Annotated in this window: 17 protein-coding genes; 10 read left to right on the forward strand and 7 right to left on the reverse strand. The window is 63.4% G+C overall.

Going from position 1 to position 20,002, the window contains the following annotated elements:
- Positions 1–4: 4 nt before the first annotated feature.
- From ACXAG6_RS17315 to gloB, 3 genes are all read right to left on the reverse strand, one after another.
- Complete coding sequence (locus ACXAG6_RS17315) at positions 5–985, reverse strand: M23 family metallopeptidase (RefSeq protein WP_475339116.1); 981 nt, start codon at positions 983–985, stop codon at positions 5–7.
- 74 nt (positions 986–1,059) lie between these two features.
- Positions 1,060–3,393: an ATP-dependent Clp protease ATP-binding subunit ClpA gene (gene clpA / locus ACXAG6_RS17320; protein WP_475339117.1), complete on the reverse strand. Its 2,334-nt coding sequence runs from the start codon at positions 3,391–3,393 to the stop codon at positions 1,060–1,062.
- Positions 3,394–3,606: 213 nt separating this feature from the next.
- Positions 3,607–4,368 carry a hydroxyacylglutathione hydrolase gene (gloB, locus tag ACXAG6_RS17325; RefSeq protein WP_475339118.1) on the reverse strand — a complete coding sequence of 254 codons (762 nt, stop codon included), beginning with the start codon at positions 4,366–4,368 and terminating at the stop codon, positions 3,607–3,609.
- Between the two features lie 65 nt (positions 4,369–4,433).
- Here gloB and ACXAG6_RS17330 point away from each other — a divergent pair, with 65 nt between their 5' ends.
- The 7 genes from ACXAG6_RS17330 to ACXAG6_RS17360 all read left to right on the forward strand — a co-directional run bounded on the left by ACXAG6_RS17330 (position 4,434) and on the right by ACXAG6_RS17360 (position 11,377).
- Entirely contained in the window at positions 4,434–5,171 is a 738-nt protein-coding gene (locus tag ACXAG6_RS17330; RefSeq protein ID WP_140015393.1) for a methyltransferase domain-containing protein, read from the forward strand.
- A 798-nt stretch (positions 5,172–5,969) separates the two neighbouring features.
- Positions 5,970–6,536 carry a F0F1 ATP synthase subunit delta gene (locus ACXAG6_RS17335; protein WP_140015394.1) on the forward strand — a complete coding sequence of 189 codons (567 nt, stop codon included), beginning with the start codon at positions 5,970–5,972 and terminating at the stop codon, positions 6,534–6,536.
- Positions 6,536–8,074: a F0F1 ATP synthase subunit alpha gene (gene atpA / locus ACXAG6_RS17340; RefSeq protein WP_475339120.1), complete on the forward strand. Its 1,539-nt coding sequence runs from the start codon at positions 6,536–6,538 to the stop codon at positions 8,072–8,074. The genes ACXAG6_RS17335 and atpA overlap by 1 nt, the downstream gene beginning before the upstream one ends.
- 21 nt (positions 8,075–8,095) lie before the next feature.
- Positions 8,096–8,977 (forward strand): F0F1 ATP synthase subunit gamma, encoded by an 882-nt coding sequence (locus ACXAG6_RS17345; RefSeq protein WP_475339121.1) that lies wholly within the window; start codon positions 8,096–8,098, stop codon positions 8,975–8,977.
- A gap of 16 nt (positions 8,978–8,993) precedes the next feature.
- Positions 8,994–10,418: a F0F1 ATP synthase subunit beta gene (atpD, locus tag ACXAG6_RS17350; RefSeq protein ID WP_140015397.1), complete on the forward strand. Its 1,425-nt coding sequence runs from the start codon at positions 8,994–8,996 to the stop codon at positions 10,416–10,418.
- Between the two features lie 61 nt (positions 10,419–10,479).
- Positions 10,480–10,899 carry a F0F1 ATP synthase subunit epsilon gene (locus ACXAG6_RS17355; protein WP_475339123.1) on the forward strand — a complete coding sequence of 140 codons (420 nt, stop codon included), beginning with the start codon at positions 10,480–10,482 and terminating at the stop codon, positions 10,897–10,899.
- Between the two features lie 127 nt (positions 10,900–11,026).
- Complete coding sequence (locus ACXAG6_RS17360; protein ID WP_140015399.1) at positions 11,027–11,377, forward strand: H-type lectin domain-containing protein; 351 nt, start codon at positions 11,027–11,029, stop codon at positions 11,375–11,377.
- A gap of 78 nt (positions 11,378–11,455) precedes the next feature.
- Here the strand turns inward: ACXAG6_RS17360 and ACXAG6_RS17365 are convergent, their stop codons facing one another.
- Positions 11,456–12,478, reverse strand: coding sequence for a ribose-phosphate pyrophosphokinase (locus tag ACXAG6_RS17365; protein ID WP_140015400.1), 1,023 nt, complete (start codon positions 12,476–12,478; stop codon positions 11,456–11,458).
- A gap of 96 nt (positions 12,479–12,574) precedes the next feature.
- On the opposite strand from ACXAG6_RS17365, the gene ACXAG6_RS17370 reads away from it, so the two are divergent.
- Both ACXAG6_RS17370 and ACXAG6_RS17375 read left to right on the forward strand, forming a co-directional pair.
- Positions 12,575–13,168: a DsbA family protein gene (locus tag ACXAG6_RS17370; protein WP_475339125.1), complete on the forward strand. Its 594-nt coding sequence runs from the start codon at positions 12,575–12,577 to the stop codon at positions 13,166–13,168.
- Positions 13,165–13,959: a hypothetical protein gene (locus tag ACXAG6_RS17375; protein WP_475339126.1), complete on the forward strand. Its 795-nt coding sequence runs from the start codon at positions 13,165–13,167 to the stop codon at positions 13,957–13,959. Before ACXAG6_RS17370 ends, ACXAG6_RS17375 begins: the two co-directional genes overlap by 4 nt.
- Positions 13,960–14,108: 149 nt before the next feature.
- Here ACXAG6_RS17375 and ACXAG6_RS17380 read toward each other — a convergent pair whose 3' ends face one another.
- The 3 genes from ACXAG6_RS17380 to ACXAG6_RS17390 form a co-directional block, all read right to left on the reverse strand.
- Positions 14,109–15,572, reverse strand: coding sequence for an ABC transporter substrate-binding protein (locus ACXAG6_RS17380; RefSeq protein WP_475339128.1), 1,464 nt, complete (start codon positions 15,570–15,572; stop codon positions 14,109–14,111).
- Between the two features lie 66 nt (positions 15,573–15,638).
- Positions 15,639–16,925 carry an acetylornithine deacetylase/succinyl-diaminopimelate desuccinylase family protein gene (locus tag ACXAG6_RS17385; protein ID WP_475339129.1) on the reverse strand — a complete coding sequence of 429 codons (1,287 nt, stop codon included), beginning with the start codon at positions 16,923–16,925 and terminating at the stop codon, positions 15,639–15,641.
- A gap of 46 nt (positions 16,926–16,971) precedes the next feature.
- Complete coding sequence (locus tag ACXAG6_RS17390; RefSeq protein ID WP_475339130.1) at positions 16,972–18,657, reverse strand: BCCT family transporter; 1,686 nt, start codon at positions 18,655–18,657, stop codon at positions 16,972–16,974.
- Between the two features lie 188 nt (positions 18,658–18,845).
- Between ACXAG6_RS17390 and ACXAG6_RS17395 the strand changes: the two genes are divergently transcribed.
- Positions 18,846–19,925, forward strand: coding sequence for a hypothetical protein (locus ACXAG6_RS17395; protein WP_475339131.1), 1,080 nt, complete (start codon positions 18,846–18,848; stop codon positions 19,923–19,925).
- Positions 19,926–20,002: the final 77 nt, after the last annotated feature.

The following is a 20,002-nucleotide window of genomic DNA, read 5'->3' on the forward strand; positions in this document are numbered from 1 at the left end:
CTGGTTAATTGACTTCGGTCTCGATATACCGCCGCCCGAGTTCCTGCGCGCCGCGGCGGTGAATCACCGTGCCGCGATACGCTCCCCAAGGCCAGCCGGACGCCGGGGTGCGCTTGCCATAGGCGCGGAGCACGAAGGGTTGGGCCTTTTCCAGCACGTCCACATGCCGCCCGATCTCCCCCTCCGGACCTTCAAACACAATCTCGATCTCGTCACCGGCCTGCCCGGCAAAGGCATAGCCCCAAACGACCATGGCCGGCGTTTTGGGTGAAGTAACGGGGGCGGTGCGCAGGCCCGCGCGCACCTCTGAGATTGCCGGAACCTTGCTTGTAAAGCCCACCGCGATCAGCCCGCCCGGCACATAGGCGGGCGGCTCAAGCCAAAGCCCCTCGCGCCCGCCCGGCGTGGCGCGCGGGGCCGCTTCCTCACCCGTTCCGGCCATGGCGCAAGAGGCGGCAGGGCCGGGCTCCGGCGCAAAAGGGTCTACCTTCTGGTCGCCATTGCGCACTGTGAGATGCACATGCGGGAAGGAGGCGCGGCCCGACATGCCGATGAGCCCGAGTGGCGTGCCCATGGCAACGCGTTGACCTTGCTCCACCACAATCGACCCCTCCCGAAGGTGGCAATATTGGGTGGCCCAACCATCGCCATGGTCGATGGCAACGCCATTGCCACAGTCCCGGCCCTCAAGATCGGGGGCGTTCGGATCCTGAATGGAGATGTCCGGCATGCCGTCACGTGTGCCGATCACGGTGCCGGGCGCGGCGGCGACGACGGTGACACCGGCGGCCACCTGCTCCAGCGTGGCCACGGCAAAATCAGTGCCGCCATGGCCATCATTGGCAAGCGTGCCGCAGCCATGATCCTGCACCTCGCCCTCATCGGGATCGCGATCGAAATATTGTTGGATATAACAAGTGTGGCCAAGCGCGCAGTCAACCGGAAGCCCCAGCAGCGGCGGATCTGCGAGAAGGGGAGCGGGCATCAAGGCCAGTGCCCCGGCGCCGATGCGCAAAAGGAGCGCCCGGGGGCGCTCCTTGATGTCTCGTATCCGGCTCGTCATTCCGCCGTGAGCAGCGGTGGCTTCTTGTGCGACCCGATGCGGGCCTTGGCCGGCTCTTCCATCCGCAGGTCGATCTCGCCATTCTTGACGCCCACCTTGACGATTCCGCCCTTGGTGAGCCGCCCGAAGAGAAGCTCTTCGGCGAGCGGCTTCTTGATGTGCTCTTGGATCACCCGGCCCAGCGGGCGGGCACCCATCTTGTCATCATAGCCTTTGTCGGCGAGCCATTCGGCGGCCTTCGGCGTCAGCTCTATGGTCACGTCACGGTCCATCAACTGGGCCTCAAGCTGGAGCACGAACTTCTCGACCACGGAAAGGATCGTGTCCTTGCCGAGCGGCGCGAAGCTGATCACCGCATCCAGACGGTTGCGGAACTCCGGCGTGAAGGTGCGCTCGATGGCGGCTTCATCTTCGCCGGTGCGCCGGTCACGCCCGAAGCCGATGGCTTCCTTGGCTTGTTCGGCAGCCCCCGCGTTGGAGGTCATGATCAGGATCACGTTGCGGAAATCGGTCGTCCGGCCGTTGTGGTCGGTCAGCTTGCCGTGGTCCATCACCTGCAGGAGGATGTTGTACACATCCGGGTGCGCCTTTTCGATCTCGTCGAGCAGAAGCACACAATGCGGGTTTTGATCCACGCCATCGGTCAGCTGACCACCCTGGTCGAAACCCACATAACCCGGAGGCGCGCCGATGAGCCGTGAGATTGCGTGCTTTTCCATGTACTCAGACATGTCGAAGCGCAGCAACTCCACACCAAGCTGGCTGGCGAGTTGCTTGGCCACCTCGGTTTTGCCAACGCCGGTCGGGCCAGCGAAGAGGTAGTTGCCGATGGGCTTTTCAGGCTCACGCAGGCCAGCACGGGCCAGCTTGATTGCCGAGGAGAGCGCGGTGATCGCATTGTCCTGCCCGAAGACGACCCGCTTGAGCGAGGCCTCCAGATCTTTCAGCACGGTTGCGTCATCCTTGGAGACGTTCTTGGGCGGGATGCGGGCGATCTTGGCCACGACCGCCTCGATCTCCTTGGCGCCGATGGTCTTGCGACGCTTGGATTCCGCCACAAGATGCTGCGCCGCGCCAGCCTCGTCGATCACGTCGATGGCCTTGTCGGGCAGCTTGCGGTCGTTGATGTAACGGGCCGAAAGCTCGACAGCCGATTTGATCGCGTCGGCGGTGTATTTGATGTCGTGATGATCCTCGAAGTAGGGCTTGAGGCCCTTGAGGATTTTCACGCTGTCTTCGACCGTGGGTTCGCTGACGTCGATCTTCTGGAAGCGGCGGCTGAGCGCGCGGTCCTTCTCGAAGTGCTGGCGGAACTCCTTGTAAGTGGTGGAGCCCATGCAGCGCAGCTTGCCGCCCTGCAGCGCAGGCTTCAGCAGGTTCGATGCATCCATTGCCCCGCCGGAGGTGGCCCCGGCGCCGATGACGGTGTGGATCTCGTCGATGAAGAGCACCGCGTCGGGGTGCTTTTCAAGGTCGGTCACCACGGCCTTCAGCCGCTCTTCAAAGTCGCCGCGATAGCGGGTGCCTGCGAGCAGCGCGCCCATGTCGAGCGAATAGATGGTGGATTGCGAGAGAACCTCGGGCGTTTCACCCTGCACGATCTTGCGCGCAAGGCCCTCGGCGATGGCGGTTTTGCCAACGCCCGGATCGCCCACCAGCAGCGGGTTGTTCTTGCGGCGGCGGCAAAGCACCTGAATGCAACGCTCCACCTCGTGCTCGCGCCCGATCAGCGGATCGACATCGCCATCCTTCGCCTTGGCGTTCAGATCGACGCAATACTTGGAAAGCGCGCTCTCTTTCTCTTCAGGCTCGGCATTCACCGTTTCGGGGGCGGCCTCTTCCTCCATGTCGGTCGCGCCGGAAACCGAGCGGGTTTCCCCGAAGGCCGGATCCTTGGCGACGCCATGGGCGATAAAGTTGACCGCATCATAGCGGGTCATGTCCTGCTCTTGCAGGAAGAAGGCGGCGTTGCTTTCGCGCTCGGCAAAGATTGCCACGAGCACGTTGGCACCCGTCACCTCGGTGCGGCCGGAGCTTTGCACGTGGATCGCGGCGCGCTGGATTACCCGCTGGAAGGCGGCGGTGGGCACGGCTTCGGAGCCTTCGATCTCGGTAACGAGAGTCGACAGGTCTTCATCAATGAAGTCGTTAAGAGTGCTGCGAAGTTCGTCCAGATCGACAGAGCAGGCCTGCATCACCTTGGCGGCGTCAGGCTCGTCGATCAGCGCCAGCAGGAGATGCTCCAGCGTGGCAAGCTCATGGCGGCGGGCATTTGCCAGCGCGAGAGCTGCGTGAATTGCTTGCTCTAGGGTGTTCGAAAACGATGGCACGTGGCGTGCTCCTTTCCCTGGTGGCCTAGGATGGTTCCGGCCCGTCCTCGACCGTGGCCTCATATGATTAAAGTTCGGTGGAAAACCCGAACCTTCAAGTCTTTTCTGAGAGTTTTTTTGCCCGAGACCCGAAATTGCACAAATTGTGATCGGGCTGCACGGGCGATTTGAGCGGCCCCTCTGAGCCGCTGGCGGCACTATAGGGCGACCGTTTCAGAAAGCATCCTTCCGCCGCCGGATTTCGGCGAATACCTCCACGTCAGGCGCGTCTTTCATGGCCAGTGTGGCCCGAATGCCCGCATCAGAGGTGCGCAGAAACGGGTTTGTCGCTAGCTCCTCTGCCAGAGAAACCTGTGCCGTAGGCTCACCGGCCTCACGCTGGGCCGCCACTTTTTTAACCCGTTCTTGAAGCGCCGTGTTGTCCGGGTCGATGGTGAGAGCGAATTTGGCGTTGCCCGTGGTATATTCATGCCCGGAATAGACCATTGTTTCCGGCGGCAGGGCTGCGAGCTTCTGGAGCGAGTCGTGCATCTGCTCCATCGTCCCCTCAAATACCCTCCCACAGCCGAGTGCCATCAGGCTATCCGCGGTGAAGAGCGCGCCCGCATTCGGAAAGTGGAAGGCCATGTGGCCCAGCGTGTGGCCGGGCACGTCGATCGGCACGGTATAGCCCTCGCCCTCGCCGCCGTTCATCCCTTCGGTCAGCCCCATGTCGAGCGGCGGCAGCTTGGCCTCCTCCGCCTTGGGGCCCATCACCTTGAGCCCGTATTTCTCCCGCAGCTCCTCCACCCCGCCAACATGGTCATGGTGATGGTGGGTGATCATCAACACCCCGGGTTTCCAGCCTTTTTCCTCCAGCGCATCAATGATCGGCCCGGCCTCGGGTGCGTCGATGAGGCAAACGCCATCAGGCCCTTTGACCACATAGGCGTAGTTGTCGGAGAGGCAGGGGACCGTGAGGACTTCGAGGGGCATGGCGTTTCCTTTGGGCGCTGGTATGGTCTTGCCAGATTGACCCAAGAGCGGACCACCGGCAACCGATGCATCTGGACGTTCTCGACCTGAGAAACTTCTACTATCGCACCCAGTTAGGGCGCGTGGCCCAGCGGGCAATCCGCGATCAGGTCACCGCGCTCTGGCCTGAGGCGAAGGCGCAGAGCGTTGTGGGCTATGGTTTTGCCACGCCGCTGCTGCGGCCCTACCTTGCCGAGGCGCGCAGGGTGATGGCGTTGATGCCGGGGGCGCAGGGGGTGGCGCATTGGCCGGCGGGTGGGGCCAACCATTCGGTGCTGGTGGAAGAGACGCTCTGGCCCGTCACGACCGGACAGGTCGACAAGCTCATCTGCCTTCACGGGCTGGAAACAACCGACAATCCGGGCAAACTTCTTGAGGAAATTCATAGGGTTCTGGGCCCCGGGGGGCGGGCGATGTTTATCGTGCCGAACCGGGCCGGGCTCTGGGCGCGGCGCGATGTGACGCCCTTTGGCTTTGGCCGGCCCTATTCGCTGGGGCAATTGGAGGCGCAGTTGCGGGCAAACGGCTTTGTGCCCGAGCGCCATCTGGCCGCGCTGTTCAGCCCGCCGAGCCACCGGCGCTTTTGGGTCAAGTCCTCGAATTTCTGGGAAAAAACCGGAAGAAAGGTCTCCAGCTACCTGGCCGGGGGCGTCTTTATTCTTGAAGCCAGCAAGCGGGTTTATGCGCCCGGCGGGGAGGCGCGCCCGAGGCGGCAGCGCAAGCCGCTGGAGGTGCTTGAACCGGCGGGCGCCAAACCGGCCTGACGCCGCGCACCGCGATAGCGTGCGATGCGTTACCGGCACCTCATGTGCAATAGCGCAGAGGCACAAGTGATGCACATCTTATGCACACCCCATACCTACGCGTATGCGCCGCAGCGCAGAATAACGAAAGTTAACGCCGCTGCGCCGCGCCCGGACCGCAAAAACTTCCGGACGCCCGCTCCCGCCTGCGCCCGCCGCGGCCGCCCGTGCCGTTAACGAGTGTGTTTGCACCTGCGGAGAGCTCAGGGCGCGTCGATTGCCTTGCGCAGAGGGCAGGCTGTGGGCCGAGCAGATCCAATGGCGGACGACGGAGGCGGCTGCGGACGCGGCCAAGGCAATCGCGACGGTGCCGGACAATGCGCCGTTTTCGACCGCCATCGACCTGGGCGACGGTCGGCCTGGCGCGGTCATTTGGTTATCGGCGTTAACCAAGCGGCAGGGACGACCGGTGACGGGGCGAGGCCTTCGAGGGGCACCTCGGCAGGGCGATGGGTGCGGGATGCAGCGGGCAAGCACCTGTCTGGCAAGGATATTTCACTCGGCTGCAAGCGGGCGGCGGCGGGTATCCGCTCGACAAGAGATTCCCTCGATACAGCGGCGACCAAATGACACCAAACTGTCGCAGGCCACACAACCTACTGATAATGCTCAATTTTGCGGCAAAAATATCACCGGTTAAAGCAGTTGCGACCCTAGAAACCGTCTGCTAGATACCCCTCGACTTCGGGGGGCGCCGGGAACGGCAATGCCCGATCTATGCCCAGAGCCCACATAAGCGGGCCTTAATGACAACGAGGGGTGGACGTGTCCGAGACGGCTTCGATATCCGCAAGCATCGCCGCGCGCTACGCATCAGCGCTCTTCGACCTCGCCAAGAGCGACAAGAAACTCAATGAACTGAGCTCCGACGCCGATACGCTGGGCGCCGCTCTGGATGACAGCGATGCGTTTCGCGAGCTGATCTCCAACCCGGTCTACTCCCGCTCCGAACAGGAAGCTGGTGTGACGGCGGTGGCCAAGAAGATGGGGCTCGCCGATCTGACCACCTCGACGCTCGGGCTGATGGCGCAAAACCGCCGTCTCTTCGCCCTGCCCCAGCTGGTGAAATCGCTCAAGGCGATGATCGCCGAGGAAAACGGCGAAGTGACTGCAGAGGTCACCTCGGCCAAGGCGCTCACTGACGCACAACAAAAGACTCTCGCCGATACCCTCGCCAAGAAGGTCGGCAAAGATGTGAAACTCGACATGCACGTCGATGAAGCCCTGATTGGCGGCCTCGTCGTGAAGCTCGGCTCGCAGATGATCGACAGCTCGATCCGTTCGAAGCTGTCTTCCCTCCAGAACGCAATGAAAGAGGTCGGCTAATGGCTCTCCAAGCTGCGGAAATTTCCGCAATCCTCAAGGACCAGATCAAGAATTTTGGCCAGGAGGCCGAAGTTGCCGAAGTCGGCCGCGTGCTCTCCGTCGGTGACGGTATTGCCCGTGTGCACGGCCTCGACAACATTCAGGCCGGTGAAATGGTCGAATTCCCCGGCGCGATCCGGGGCATGGCTCTGAACCTTGAAAGTGACAACGTCGGTGTCGTGATCTTCGGCTCTGACCGCGACATTAAAGAAGGCGACACCGTCAAGCGGACCAACGCCATCGTGGACGTGCCGGTTGGCGAAGCCATGCTGGGCCGCGTGGTTGACGCGCTGGGTGCTCCGGTTGACGGCAAAGGCGCCATTGAAGCCTCCGAGCGCCGCATCGCGGACGTGAAGGCCCCCGGCATCATCCCGCGTAAGTCGGTGCATGAGCCGATGGCAACCGGCCTCAAGTCGGTTGACGCCATGATCCCGATTGGCCGTGGCCAGCGCGAGCTTGTCATTGGCGACCGTCAGACCGGCAAAACCGCCGTGGCGCTTGACGCGATCCTGAACCAGAAGTCCTACAACGACGCTGCGGGCGACGACGAGAGCAAGAAGCTCTACTGCGTTTACGTGGCTGTCGGCCAGAAGCGCTCGACCGTGGCGCAGCTGGTGAAGAAGCTCGAAGAGACCGGCGCGATCGAATACACCACTGTTGTGGCCGCGACCGCCTCTGACCCGGCACCGATGCAGTATCTGGCTCCCTACACCGCGACCTCGATTGCCGAGTTCTTCCGCGACAACGGCCGCCACGCGCTGATCATCTATGATGACCTTTCCAAGCAGGCCGTCTCCTACCGCCAGATGTCGCTGCTGCTGCGTCGTCCGCCCGGCCGTGAAGCCTACCCCGGTGACGTTTTCTACCTTCACTCTCGCCTGCTGGAGCGTTCGGCAAAGCTGAACGAAGACCACGGCGCTGGTTCGCTGACCGCTCTGCCGATCATCGAAACCCAGGGCGGCGACGTTTCGGCCTTTATTCCGACCAACGTGATCTCGATCACCGACGGTCAGATCTTCCTTGAGACCGAACTGTTCTATCAGGGCATCCGCCCCGCCGTGAACACCGGCCTCTCGGTGTCTCGTGTGGGTTCGTCCGCGCAGACCAAGGCGATGTCTTCGGTTGCTGGCCCGGTGAAGCTGAGCCTCGCGCAGTACCGCGAGATGGCCGCCTTTGCCCAGTTCGGCTCCGACCTTGACGCCGCCACCCAGCGCCTGCTGGCCCGTGGTGCGCGCCTGACCGAACTGATGAAGCAGCCTCAGTACAGCCCGCTGACCAACGCCGAGATCGTCTGCGTCATCTATGCAGGCACCAACGGCTACCTCGACAAGGTTGACGTCTCCGAGGTGGGTCGCTTCGAAGCCGGGCTGCTGGCGCACCTGCGTGGCAAGCACGAAGATCTTCTTAAGGACATCACCGACAATGACCGCAAGGTGAAGGGTGAGCTTGAGGACAAGATCAAGGCGGCTCTGGACGAATTCGCCAAAGATTTCGCTTGAGGCTGGCCGGGGAGATAGCTCATGCCGAGCCTAAAGGATCTTAAAAATCGGATCGAGAGTGTCAAAAGCACTCGGAAGATCACCAAGGCCATGCAGATGGTGGCCGCCGCAAAACTGCGGCGGGCACAGGAAGCTGCCGAGGCGGGACGCCCCTATGCCGAGCGGATGAATGCCGTGATGGCGGGGCTTGCCGGCGCATCGGCGGGTTCGGATTCTGCGCCGCGCCTGCTGGCCGGAACCGGCGACGACAAGGTGCATCTGCTGGTGGTGATGACTGCCGAGCGGGGCCTTTGCGGCGGTTTCAACAGCTCGATTGTCAAACTTGCGCGCACCCATGCGCAGCAGCTTCTCAAAGACGGCAAAGAGGTGAAGATCCTCACCGTCGGCAAGAAGGGCCGCGAGCAGCTGAAGCGTGACTTTGCCGATCTGTCGGTAGGTCATGTGGACCTCAGCGGCGTGAAGTCGCTAGGCTATGGCGATGCGCAGGGGATTGCCCGCGACGTGCTGACCCGCTTCGATGCGGGTGAGTTTGACGTGGCGACGATCTTCTATTCGGTCTTCCAGAGCGTCATCAGCCAGGTGCCGACCGCCTTGCAGATCATCCCCGCCGCCTTCGAGGCAAGCGAGGACGCTGCCGAGGAAGCTGGGACGACCTATGATTACGAGCCCGAGGAAGAGGCCATTCTGGCCGATCTCCTCCCGCGCGCCGTGGCAACGCAGATCTTTACTGCGCTGCTGGAAAACGGGGCATCGGAACAGGGGGCCCGGATGAGCGCGATGGACAACGCCACGCGCAACGCGGGCGAAATGATCGACAAGCTGACGATCCAGTTCAACCGCTCCCGCCAGGCCGTGATCACCAACGAGCTGATCGAGATTATTTCGGGCGCCGAGGCGCTCTGACGAAGAGGAAACGAAAATGGCTAACGCAAAAGGCAAAGTGGCTCAGGTCATCGGCGCTGTCGTTGACGTGCAGTTTGACGATGATCTGCCGGCGATTCTGAACGCGCTGACCACCGAGAACAACGGCAAGAAGCTGGTGCTCGAAGTGGCCCAGCACCTTGGCGAAAACACCGTGCGCACCATCGCGATGGACGCCACCGAGGGCCTCGTGAGGGGCCAGGAAGTGACCGACACCGGCGCCGCAATTCAGGTGCCCGTGGGCACCGCAACGCTGGGGCGTATCCTCAACGTGATCGGCGAGCCGGTTGACGAAAAGGGCCCGGTGGAAGCAGACGAATTCCGCCCCATCCACGCCCCTGCCCCCGACTTCGCCGACCAGTCGACCGAAGCCGAAGTGCTGGTGACCGGCATCAAGGTGATCGACCTGCTGGCCCCCTACGCCAAGGGCGGCAAGATTGGCCTGTTCGGCGGTGCCGGCGTGGGCAAGACGGTTCTCATTCAGGAACTCATCAACAACATCGCCAAGGTGCACTCGGGCCTCTCCGTGTTCGCTGGTGTGGGTGAGCGGACCCGTGAGGGCAACGACCTTTACCACGAGATGATCGAATCCGGCGTTCTCAACCCCGACAACCTGCCGGAATCGAAGATTGCCCTGTGCTTCGGCCAGATGAACGAGCCTCCCGGAGCCCGTGCCCGTATCGCGCTGACCGGCCTGACCCTGGCCGAGCAGTTCCGCGACGCGACCGGCACCGACGTGCTGTTCTTCGTGGACAACATTTTCCGCTTCACTCAGGCCGGTTCCGAGATGTCGGCGCTTCTGGGTCGTATCCCCTCTGCTGTGGGCTATCAGCCGACGCTGGCAACCGACATGGGCGCCATGCAGGAGCGGATCACCTCGACCAAGAACGGTTCGATCACCTCGATCCAGGCCGTCTACGTGCCTGCGGATGACCTTACCGACCCGGCCCCGGCAACCACCTTTGCCCACCTCGACGCGACGACCGTGCTTAACCGTGCGATCTCGGAGCTTGGCATCTACCCCGCCGTGGACCCGCTGGACTCCACCTCGCGCCTGATGGACCCGCTGATCGTGGGTGAAGAACACTACCAGGTGGCCCGTGACGTGCAGGGTATCCTCCAGCGCTACAAGTCGCTGCAGGACATCATCGCAATTCTCGGCATGGACGAACTCTCGGAAGAGGACAAGCTGACCGTGGCCCGCGCCCGGAAGATCCAGCGTTTCCTCAGCCAGCCGTTCGACGTGGCCAAGGTGTTCACCGGTTCCGACGGCGTTCAGGTGCCGCTGGAAGACACCATCAGCTCGTTCAAGGCAGTTGTGGCCGGCGAATACGACCACCTGCCCGAAGGCGCCTTCTACATGGTTGGCGGCATCGACGAAGTGAAGGCCAAGGCCGAAAAGATGGCTGCGGAAGCCGCCTAAGAGCTTGCGCCCCCTGCCCCGAAAGGGCGCGGGGGGCGATTTCAACTAACAGGAGCCTGCAATGGCCGACACCATGCAATTCGATCTGGTTTCGCCCGAGCGCCGTCTGGCCTCGCTGGCGGCGAAGGCGGTGCAGATCCCGGGTGCCGAAGGCGACCTGACGGCGATGCCCGACCACAGCCCGATGATCACCACCCTGCGGCCCGGCATTCTGACCGTGACCGCCGAGGATGGTGCCGAAAGCAAGTTTGCCGTGATCGGCGGCTTTGCCGAGATCACCGCAGAGGGCACCACCGTTTTGGCCGAGCACGCTGTTCCGGCTGAGGAAATGACCTCCGAAGCTCTGGACCAGTTTATGGCGGATGCTGCAGCCGCGCGTGACAATGGTTCGCCTGAAGATCTGGACTCTCTGGCCAAGGCGGCAGCCGACATTGCCGCACTGGGCAACGATCTTGGGCTTTCGGTGCGCACCAACGCCTGAGCCTAGGCATATCAGAATTTTCATGGCCCCGACGAGAAATCGCCGGGGCCATTTACGTTTTGGTTCCAATTTTCGCCCAAATCCTCTTTTATCGGTGGACTAGGGAAGACGGGTTTAGACAGACGGAATGAAACGCTTGCGAAATCACCTTGTCGGGGTCGACGAGGGCTCTGTTGTGATGTTCTCGGATTTCGAGGACGGCGGCGAGATGTGGACGGGCACCGGCCCGCGCCAATCGCGCCGGGCCATCAGCTTTGCAGAAACCTTCCGCAGCCTGCCGACTGTGGTGGTGAACCTTGCCATGTGGGACATGGACCAGAAGACCAACCAGCGCGCGGATATCTCGGCAGAGAACATCACCGAAGAAGGCTTCGAGATTGTTTTTCGCACGTGGGGCGACACCCGGGTGGCGCGGGTGCGGGCAAGCTGGATGGCGCTCGGCGAATTGCGCCACGAGGACGATTGGGAGATGTATTGAGCGCGGTAGTGGTGGGTTAGCACCCACCCTATGGCGCGCGGCGGAAGGCGAGATGTCTCCCCTCCCCCGCCCTCGGCCTCAGACGTCGGTGCCGTAGAAGCCTTCGTAGATCGGCACCAACGTGTTGTGATCGAAGAGCGACGACACCGATGTGCCCGACCAGATGTTGAGGATCGCCTGGGCGAACATCGGGGCGGTGGGCACGATACGGATGTTGGGGCAGGCCTTGACCGCCTCGGTTGGCTCGATGCTGTCGGTGATCACGAGGCTCTTCATCACCGAATTGGTGATCCGCTCCACGGCCGGGCCGGAGAGGACGCCGTGGGAGATGTAGCTGTGCACCTCGGTGGCGCCGTTTTCCATCAGGATTTCGGCGGCCTTGCAGAGGGTGCCGGCGGTATCGCAGATGTCATCCACGATCACGCAGACCTTGTCTTTCACGTTGCCGATCACCGTCATCTCGGCAACTTCGCCGGGCTTTTCACGGCGCTTGTCGACGATGGAAAGCGGCGCGCCGATCCGCTGGGCCAGCTCGCGGGCCCGGGCCACGCCGCCCACGTCGGGGCTGACAACCATGACGTCGGCGAGCTTTTCGCGCATGTGGTGCTTGATATCGAGCGCGAAGATCGGCGAGGCGTAGAGGTTATCGACCGGGATATCGAAGAAGCCCTGAATCTGCGCGGCGTGCAGATCCATCGTCAGCACCCGCTCAATGCCCGCCTCGTGGATGAGGTTGGCCACCAGCTTGGCCGAAATCGGCGTGCGGGCCTTGGTGCGCCGGTCTTGCCGGGCATAACCGAAGTAGGGGATTACCGCCGTCGTCCGCGCCGCCGAGGAGCGCTTGAGCGCATCAGCCATGATGAGCAGTTCCATCAGGTTGTCATTGGCCGGGTTGGAGGTGGATTGGATGATGAACATGTCCTCGCCGCGGACGTTCTCATAGACCTCGACGAAGATTTCCTGATCGTTGAACCGCTCGACCCGCGCATCGACCAGCCCCACGGTCATGCCACGATGCATCGACATCCGCCGGCAGATCGAGGTGGCAAGCGGCAGGTTGGCATTGCCGGACATCAGTTTGGGTTCGGTCGGATTGGGCATCGCGTGTCCCCTCGCGCGTGGCAGAATCGAAAAGTTGACACCCCATAGCACCGGCCTACGGTCAGGGCCAGAAACGCGCGAGCCCGGGAGGTGCAAATGCCGCATATTGATTACTTTTTCTCCACGATTTCCCCCTTCACCTACCTTGCCGGAATGCGGTTGGAGGAGATCGCTGGGGCGACGGGGGCGAGCATTGCCTACAAGCCGGTGGATATCATGGCGCTTTTTGCCCGCACCGGCGGCACTCCGCCGGGTGAGCGGCACGAGAACCGCAAAGCCTACCGGATGCAGGAGCTCCAGCGGGCGGCGGCCAAGGCCGGCCTGCCGATGAACTTCACCCCGGCGCATTTCCCGACCAATGCCGCGCCGTCGAGCTACGCGCTGATCGCGGCGCAATCGGAGAGCGGCGGCGATGTGGGCGCGCTGGCGCACGGCCTGCTGCGCGCCTGCTGGGCCGAGGAAAGGGACATTGCGCAGGACGATGTGATTCAGGCGTGCCTCACGGCTGCGGGCTTCGACCCGGGGCTGGCCGACAGGGGGCTGTTGGCGGGCGCGGAGACCTATGGGCGCAACCTCGACGAGGCAGTGGAGAAAGGCGCCTTCGGCTCTCCCTTCTACGTGGTCGATGACGGTGCGCTGTTTTGGGGCCATGACCGGCTGGACGACCTTGAGGCACATCTGAAAGCATGAGGTCCGCGCTGGTTTGGCTGAATTGGGCCTCGGTCGCCACCCACGCGCTGGCAGCCTGCGTGCTGCTGGCGCTCGGGCTTTATCTGGCCGCCACATCCGAGGGCAGTGGCGGCTATGCGCTGGCCGCTCTGGCCTTCGCGCTGGCGGCGGTTCTGGCATGGCTCACCCGCAACGAACTGGCCCGGGCCAGACGCGCCGCGCCCAACGTGCTCACCGCGCCAAGGCCAGCCCCCGCGCCACCTCCCTCGCCCAACCCGGCCACGCTGGCCTGGCTGGACGCGCGGCGCGAGGTGCTGTGCAGCTACGGCGTGCTCTCCAGCACGCGGCTGCCCGAGACCGTCCGGAACGATCCGCCGGAGGCCGACATCTTTGGGCTTGGCGACATGGTGCTGCGGACTGCCGAGGCCGGGGACGAGCCCAATCTTGCCGTCCAACGCGAGCAGGTGGAAATGACGGAAGAGACCTACCGCCGCCTGCTGACCGATTTCGCCGATATGCTGGGCAGCCCTGCCCTGGATGAGATCCATCTGAACCCCAATCGCCTCAGCTTTCGCCTCGATGGCACCACCACGCAGATCGAGGCCGACTTCCCGCCCAAGTATCTCGCCCAAGAGGCCCTCGCACACTCCGCCCGGCTGCTGGAAAGAGCCGCGGAGGGCGGGCGCAGGCTCTATCGCCTTCCGGCAGATATGGCCCTCGTCGTCACGGCCCTGACACCCCAAGACGCGGCCCGGCTGGATGCCGAACTGCGCAGCCAAAACCACGGCCTCACCGCCCTTGCGGATGGCTGAACGCAAATGGGGCAAGCTCGCCCCTGCCTCATTTTCTTGCTGAAAATACTCATTCCGCCCTCTCCACGCGCACCACGCTCGCCGGGCCGACTGACCGCCGCCGCAGCGGCGCGAGGGCGGGCGGGTGGGGAGCGACGTTGCGGCGGCGGTCAGTCGGCCCAGTTCACCCCGGTGAGGTCATTGGCCTGGGTCGGGGCGTTCTCCCAGAGGCCCTCGATTTTGGCATTGGCCACACCCGTCTTGGGCAGCTGGAAGAGGTAGCCGTTGACGAAATCTTCCGCGATCTTGGTCTGCGCGGATTTCAGGATCTCCGAGCGCGCATCCGGGCCGGTGGTGCCCTCGAGCAGGGTCATCATGCTTTTGAAGTCCGGGTCGGCATACTGGAAGTAGTAGTCGTCACGGGCATAGATGTTGATGTCGAGCGGCTCGGTGTGGCTGACAATGGTCAGGTCGAAATCACGGCCCTTGAACACCTGTTCGAGCCATTGCGCCCATTCCATGTTGGTGATCTCGGTCTCGATGCCCACGTTGCGCAGCTGGGCGGCGATGATCTCGCCACCGCGGCGGGCGTAGGCGGGGGGCGGCAGGGCGAGGCGCAGCTTCAGCCCCTCGACCCCGGCTTCGGCCAGCAGCGCTTTGGACGCCTCCGGGTCGAATTCCGACATTTCCATCAGGTCCACGTAGTCCGGGTTATGCGGGGCGAAGTGGGTGCCGATGGGGGTGCCATAGCCGTTCATCGCGCCGTCGATGATGTCTTGCCGGTTGATCGCATGGGCGATGGCTTCGCGCACCTTCACGTTGTCGAGCGGCGGCTGGGCGTTGTTCATCGCGAGGATCGTCTCACCCTCAGTGGAGCCGATAATCACCTTGAACTGCGGGTTGCCCTCGAATTGCGGCAGGGTTTCCTGCGCGGGGAAGTTGGGGAAGGCATCGACATCGCCGGCCATCATCGCGGCGAAGGCGGCGTTGGGATCGGAGATAAACTTGAAGGTGGCGCTGGCCAGCGCCGGGGCCTCGCCCCAGTAGTCGGCGTTGCGCGTCAGGCTCACACGGTCGCCCTGCACCCATTCGGAAAAGGTGAAGGGGCCGGTGCCAACGGGCTTGGTGGCAAGGTCGGCGGCACTTTCCTCGCCCACCATCACCGCATCACCCCATGCCATCTTGAAGGGGAAGGCGCCATCGGGCTGGCTGAGGGTTACGGTTACGGTTGTCGGGTTTACCGCTTCGACGCTTTCGATCCCGGCAAACAGCGCCTTCTGGGCGTTGGTGCTGTCTTCGGCGCGGGCGCGATTGAGCGAGAACACGACATCATCGGCGTTGAAGGCGGTGCCGTCGTGGAAGGTGACACCCTCTTGCAGCGTGAAGGTGTAGCTGGTGCCATCGTCCGAGACCTCCCAGCTTTTGGCCAGCGCGGGCACCACCGAGCCATCGGCGGCAAAACGGGTGAGGCCTTCGAAGACGTTGGCATAAACCACTTCGTCGATGGCCGCCGCTGCGCCGCCTGTCGGGTCGAGGTTGGGCGGCTCGAGCACCATGCCGAGGGTGATGCTGTCTTGCGCCAGTGCGGGCGTGGCGAGGAGCGTGGCGGCGAGAAGGGTTGTGCGAAGGGTCATGGGGCTGGAGCCTCCCTGGGTGGTTTCCTTCAGGTTAACCGGCCCAAGCGCGGCTGCATAGGCGGTTTAGCGGGCAAGCAGCTCGGCCAGCACGAGGGCCATGACGCTGGCGCTGTCGACCATATCCTGCACGCCCACCCATTCATCAGGCTGGTGGGCGAGGTCCAGAATGCCGGGGCCGTAGGCGATGCAGTTGGAGAGCTTGCCGATGCGGTCGATGTGCTTTTGGTCGTAGGTTCCAGGGCTGACGACGTAATCGGGCTGGCGGGCGAGCACCTTTTCAATCGCTGCCGCCGTGGTGCGCACGATGGGGGCATCTTCGGGGGCCATCGTGGGCTGCACCTCGAAAAGATCGCGGATTTCGTAGGTAAAGCTGGGGCGCGCGGCTTTAACCTTTTCCATCAGCGCGGTGACCTCGCCTTTCACCTCGGCGAGCTCTTCCTCGATGAGAAAGCGCCTGTCGATCACGATGCGGCAGCTGTCGGGCACGCAGGGCGCGGGCAGGCCGGTGTAATCTGCCGGGTGGTCAGCCTCGCCGCCGTGGATCGAGTTGATGTTGAGCGTGCTTTCGCGTGCGCCTTCGGGCACCACCGGCATTTCGGTGTGCTTGGTGGCGAGCAGCGGAAAGAGCGTGGCCTCCATCTCCGCCAGCACGGCGCCCATGTGGCGCACGGCGGAGTCTCCGAGGAAGGGCATGGAGCCGTGGGCGATGCGGCCGAAAGTTTCGATCTCGGCCCACCAGACGCCGCGATGGCCAAGGCAGATGCGGTCCTTGTTGAGCGGTTCGGGGATGATGACGTGCTGCACCCGCTCGGGGCTGAACCAGCCGCGCTCGGCGAGGTAGGCGACGCCGCCGTAGCCGCCGGATTCCTCATCCGCCGTTGCGGAGATTTCGACCGCGCCGGAGAAGTCGGGGCAGGTTTCGAGGAAGGCCTCGACGGCGATGATGGAAGCGGCGAGGCCGCCCTTCATGTCACAGGAGCCACGGCCATAGAGCTTGCCGTCTTTCACCTCGCCGCCAAAGGGGTCGACCGTCCAGCCACGGCCAACCTCGACCACGTCATGGTGGGAGTTGAAATGCACGCACTCCCCTGCCCGCTTGCCCTCGCGGCGGGCGACCACGTTCCAGCGCGGGTATTCGGTGCTGTCGGCGGGGGCGCCCTCGGCGCGGATCATCTCCACCTCGAAGCCCTGCTTGCCGAGGCGTTCTGCCAAGTAGGAACAAATGGCGCGGTAGTGCTGGCCGGGCGGGTTGAGCGTGGGGATTTGCACGAGGTCGCGGCAGAGCGCCACCAGCTCACCCTCGCGGGCGCGGATGGCTTCGGTAAGTCGGGCGTCGAGATCGGGTGGCATGGCGGCAGGTTAGGCAGATCGACCTGCCGCCACAACGCCCGATCGCCTACTCGGCCGGTGCGGGGCGCTCAGGCGTGCGCCCGGCGGTGCTGCGGGCGTCGATCTCCACGTCATCTTCGGGGTGAAAGGCCTCCAGCTCGGGACGGGTGCCGATGTTGATGTGGTCGATCTCCTCCTCCGCGAAGCCCCGGATCAGCGAGGGGATCATCATGCAGACCAGCACGAAGATCGGCAGGCCGACCACGGTGATGACCTGTTGCAGCGCCGTCAGGCCCGCCTCTCCGGCGAGGATGATGAGCATCGCGGCCACCAGCCCCTCGGCGGCACCCCAGAACACCCGCTGCCCCACCGGGCCGGGGGTGGGCTTGCCGGTGCAGAGCATATCGACCACCAGCGAGGCGGAGTCGGACGAGGTGGCAAAAAAGATCGCCACGATCACCACGGCGAAGCCCTGAATGAACTCGGTGAAGGGGAAGTGCTCGAAGAAGGCGAACATGGCCAGCGGCACGCTTTCGGCCACGGCGGCGCGGATCTCGCCCGCGCCCTCGCCCAGCGAGGCGCGCGCGGCCAGCCCCAGCCCGTCGAACTCCATCGCCTGCCAGCCGAAGATGGAGAACCAGACGAGGGTGAAGAGCGAAGGCGCGAGCAGCACGCCGAAAACGAACTCGCGGATGGTGCGGCCGCGCGAGATGCGCGCCACGAAGAGGCCGATGAAGGGCGACCAGGTGACTGTCCACGCCCAGTAGAACACCGTCCAGCTGCCCTGCCAGCCCCATGGCGGGTTGTCGGGGTTCTCGTTGGCGAGCATGTCGTTCCAGAACATCAGGTGCGGCAGGTTCTCGAAGTAGAGGCCGAAGGTTTCGACGATGCCGCGCAGCAGGAAGAGCGTGGAGCCGAAGACGAGGACGAAGATCATCAGCCCCACGGCCATGCCGATGTTGAGGTTGGAGAGCACCTTCACGCCCTTGTCGAGTCCGACGACGATGGAGCCAACGGCGACCACGGTGAGCACCGCGAGGATCGTGACCTGCACACCCGGCCCGGTGCCCGAACCGGTGAGCGCATCGAGGCCCGCCGCGATCTGGCTGGACCCAAGGCCAAGGGAGACGGCGACGCCGAAGAGCGTGCCGAGGATGGAGGCAATATCAATCGCCTTGCCGACGGGGCCATGGATGCCCTCGCGCAGCAGCGGGTAGAACACGGAACTCACCCGCACTGGAAGCTCGTAGCGGTTGATAAAATAGGCAAAGGCCAAGCCCGGCAGGGCGAAGATCGCCCATGTGTGCAGGCCGAGGTGGTAGATGGCGATGGAGATGGCATCCTGCGCCGCCTCTTCGCTGTGGGGCGCAACGCCCGGCAGCGGCGGGTTGGCGAAATGCGAGATCGGTTCGGCCACGCCCCAGAACATCAGCACGGTGCCGATCCCGCCGGCAAAGAGCATCGTGAACCAGCTGAGGTTGGTATACTCGGGCCGCGAGCCCTTTGGCCCGAGCCGGATATGCCCGTGCCGGGAGCAGGCCGCCCAGATCAGGAAGCCCAGCCAGACATTGACGCCGAGGATGAAGAACCAGCCGAGGTTGGTGACGATCCACGCCCGCCCCGCTGCGAAGAAATCGCCAATGGAATCGGGCGCAATGACCAGCGCGAGCACGAAAAGCAGGGTCAGCCCTGCGGAGACAAAAAAGATGGTCGGATCGGTGCGCAGGCCAAGGCGGCTGGCTAGCTGGTGCAAGGATTTGTCTCCCAATTGTGTTCACGCGTTACGCAACCAACGGGAGAACGGCGCAGATGTTCCGGAATTCTTGGGCCATCGCCCTGCAAATGCCCCCGAAATGACCGCATTTGGCGCGTGACGATGCTTAACAAAACGCGTTAAAACCCCCACATAAGCCCCAGCACCATATGATTTGAGGACGCGAAATGGCTGATTTTGATGCGATGATCGAGAAATCCCAGGCCCAGGTGGCCGAGACCCAAGGCAAGATCCAGGAGCTTTCGAGCCGGATCGAGAGTGCCCGCCAGAAGATGGCGCAGGGGCAGGACATCCAGCTCGACATCGAGAACGCCACGCTGGAAGACGTGCACCAGCACACCGAGCTGATGAATGCCAATATTGCCGAGCTCATCATGGGCCTTGATGACGTGACGACGGGCTTCTCTGAGGACTTCTCGGAAATTCGCGACAAGACCGGCTGGGAAAGCTTCGTCGGCATCTTCTCCAAAGGCAAATCCGAGAGCCTGCGGCAAGAGCGCATCCGCACCGCCAACATCGACGACAAGCTTCAAGACCTGATCAGCAAGTCCGACGTGATCGTGAAGCTGCTCGAAAACCAGCTAATCGTGCTGAACGGCGAGAAGGAAAAGGTGGAGGCCAACCTTTCCACCACGCTGGACGAGCGCGAGGCCACGGTGGGTGAGCTGGAGGCGCTCAGGGCCGAGATTTCGGCGATGGACCCGAAGATCATCGAGCTGGAAAACAAGATCAGCGTCGAGCAGGACGCCGCCGAGCGCACCAAGCTGGAAACCGAACTGGCCGAGCTGAACGCCAAGTATAACGAGCAGGTGCAGCAGGAGCAGGTGAAGCTGGCCAAGAGCCAGACGCTGGAGCGCTACATCGAGAAGGGCAAAACCTGGGTCGATTCCCTGCAAAACCAGGCCGCGACCCAGATGGTGCTGATCAACAAGCTGCAGACAGACACCAAGCAGCGCGTGGTGCTCTATGATGCGCTCACCAAGTCGCTGAAGACCGCCCAGCAGCAGGACGTGGCCCACCGGATCAACGAGATCGGGGTGAAAACCGACCAGGAGGCGCAAGCCGCCATGGCCGGGATCGGTGCCGCGACCAACCAGCGGATGGCCGACATGATGGAAGCCCACGAAGATCACATGGTCTTTGCCCGCAAGGTGCTGGAGCAGAAGGCCAAGGCCGACGAACGCTTCGCCCGCCGCTTCGAGAAGATCGTGGAGAAGCACGACAAGAATATCTACGGGGACGTGTGATCTCTTTCGCTTTCTGCCGCTCCGGCGGCCCAGATACGACCGTGAAATGGTGGGTTTCACCCACACTGCGGGGCTGA

The organism is Vannielia sp. ABF1_015, assembly GCF_056160745.1.

Coding starts and splice junctions, on each gene's coding strand:
- ACXAG6_RS17315 (WP_475339116.1), bottom strand. CDS start 985: ATGCCCGCTCCCCTTCTCGCAGATCCGCCGCTGCTGGGGCTTCCGGTT.
- gloB (WP_475339118.1), bottom strand. CDS start 4,368: ATGCCCCTCGAAGTCCTCACGGTCCCCTGCCTCTCCGACAACTACGCC.
- ACXAG6_RS17330 (WP_140015393.1), top strand. CDS start 4,434: ATGCATCTGGACGTTCTCGACCTGAGAAACTTCTACTATCGCACCCAG.
- atpA (WP_475339120.1), top strand. CDS start 6,536: ATGGCTCTCCAAGCTGCGGAAATTTCCGCAATCCTCAAGGACCAGATC.
- ACXAG6_RS17345 (WP_475339121.1), top strand. CDS start 8,096: ATGCCGAGCCTAAAGGATCTTAAAAATCGGATCGAGAGTGTCAAAAGC.
- atpD (WP_140015397.1), top strand. CDS start 8,994: ATGGCTAACGCAAAAGGCAAAGTGGCTCAGGTCATCGGCGCTGTCGTT.
- ACXAG6_RS17355 (WP_475339123.1), top strand. CDS start 10,480: ATGGCCGACACCATGCAATTCGATCTGGTTTCGCCCGAGCGCCGTCTG.
- ACXAG6_RS17360 (WP_140015399.1), top strand. CDS start 11,027: ATGAAACGCTTGCGAAATCACCTTGTCGGGGTCGACGAGGGCTCTGTT.
- ACXAG6_RS17365 (WP_140015400.1), bottom strand. CDS start 12,478: ATGCCCAATCCGACCGAACCCAAACTGATGTCCGGCAATGCCAACCTG.
- ACXAG6_RS17370 (WP_475339125.1), top strand. CDS start 12,575: ATGCCGCATATTGATTACTTTTTCTCCACGATTTCCCCCTTCACCTAC.
- ACXAG6_RS17375 (WP_475339126.1), top strand. CDS start 13,165: ATGAGGTCCGCGCTGGTTTGGCTGAATTGGGCCTCGGTCGCCACCCAC.
- ACXAG6_RS17380 (WP_475339128.1), bottom strand. CDS start 15,572: ATGACCCTTCGCACAACCCTTCTCGCCGCCACGCTCCTCGCCACGCCC.
- ACXAG6_RS17385 (WP_475339129.1), bottom strand. CDS start 16,925: ATGCCACCCGATCTCGACGCCCGACTTACCGAAGCCATCCGCGCCCGC.
- ACXAG6_RS17395 (WP_475339131.1), top strand. CDS start 18,846: ATGGCTGATTTTGATGCGATGATCGAGAAATCCCAGGCCCAGGTGGCC.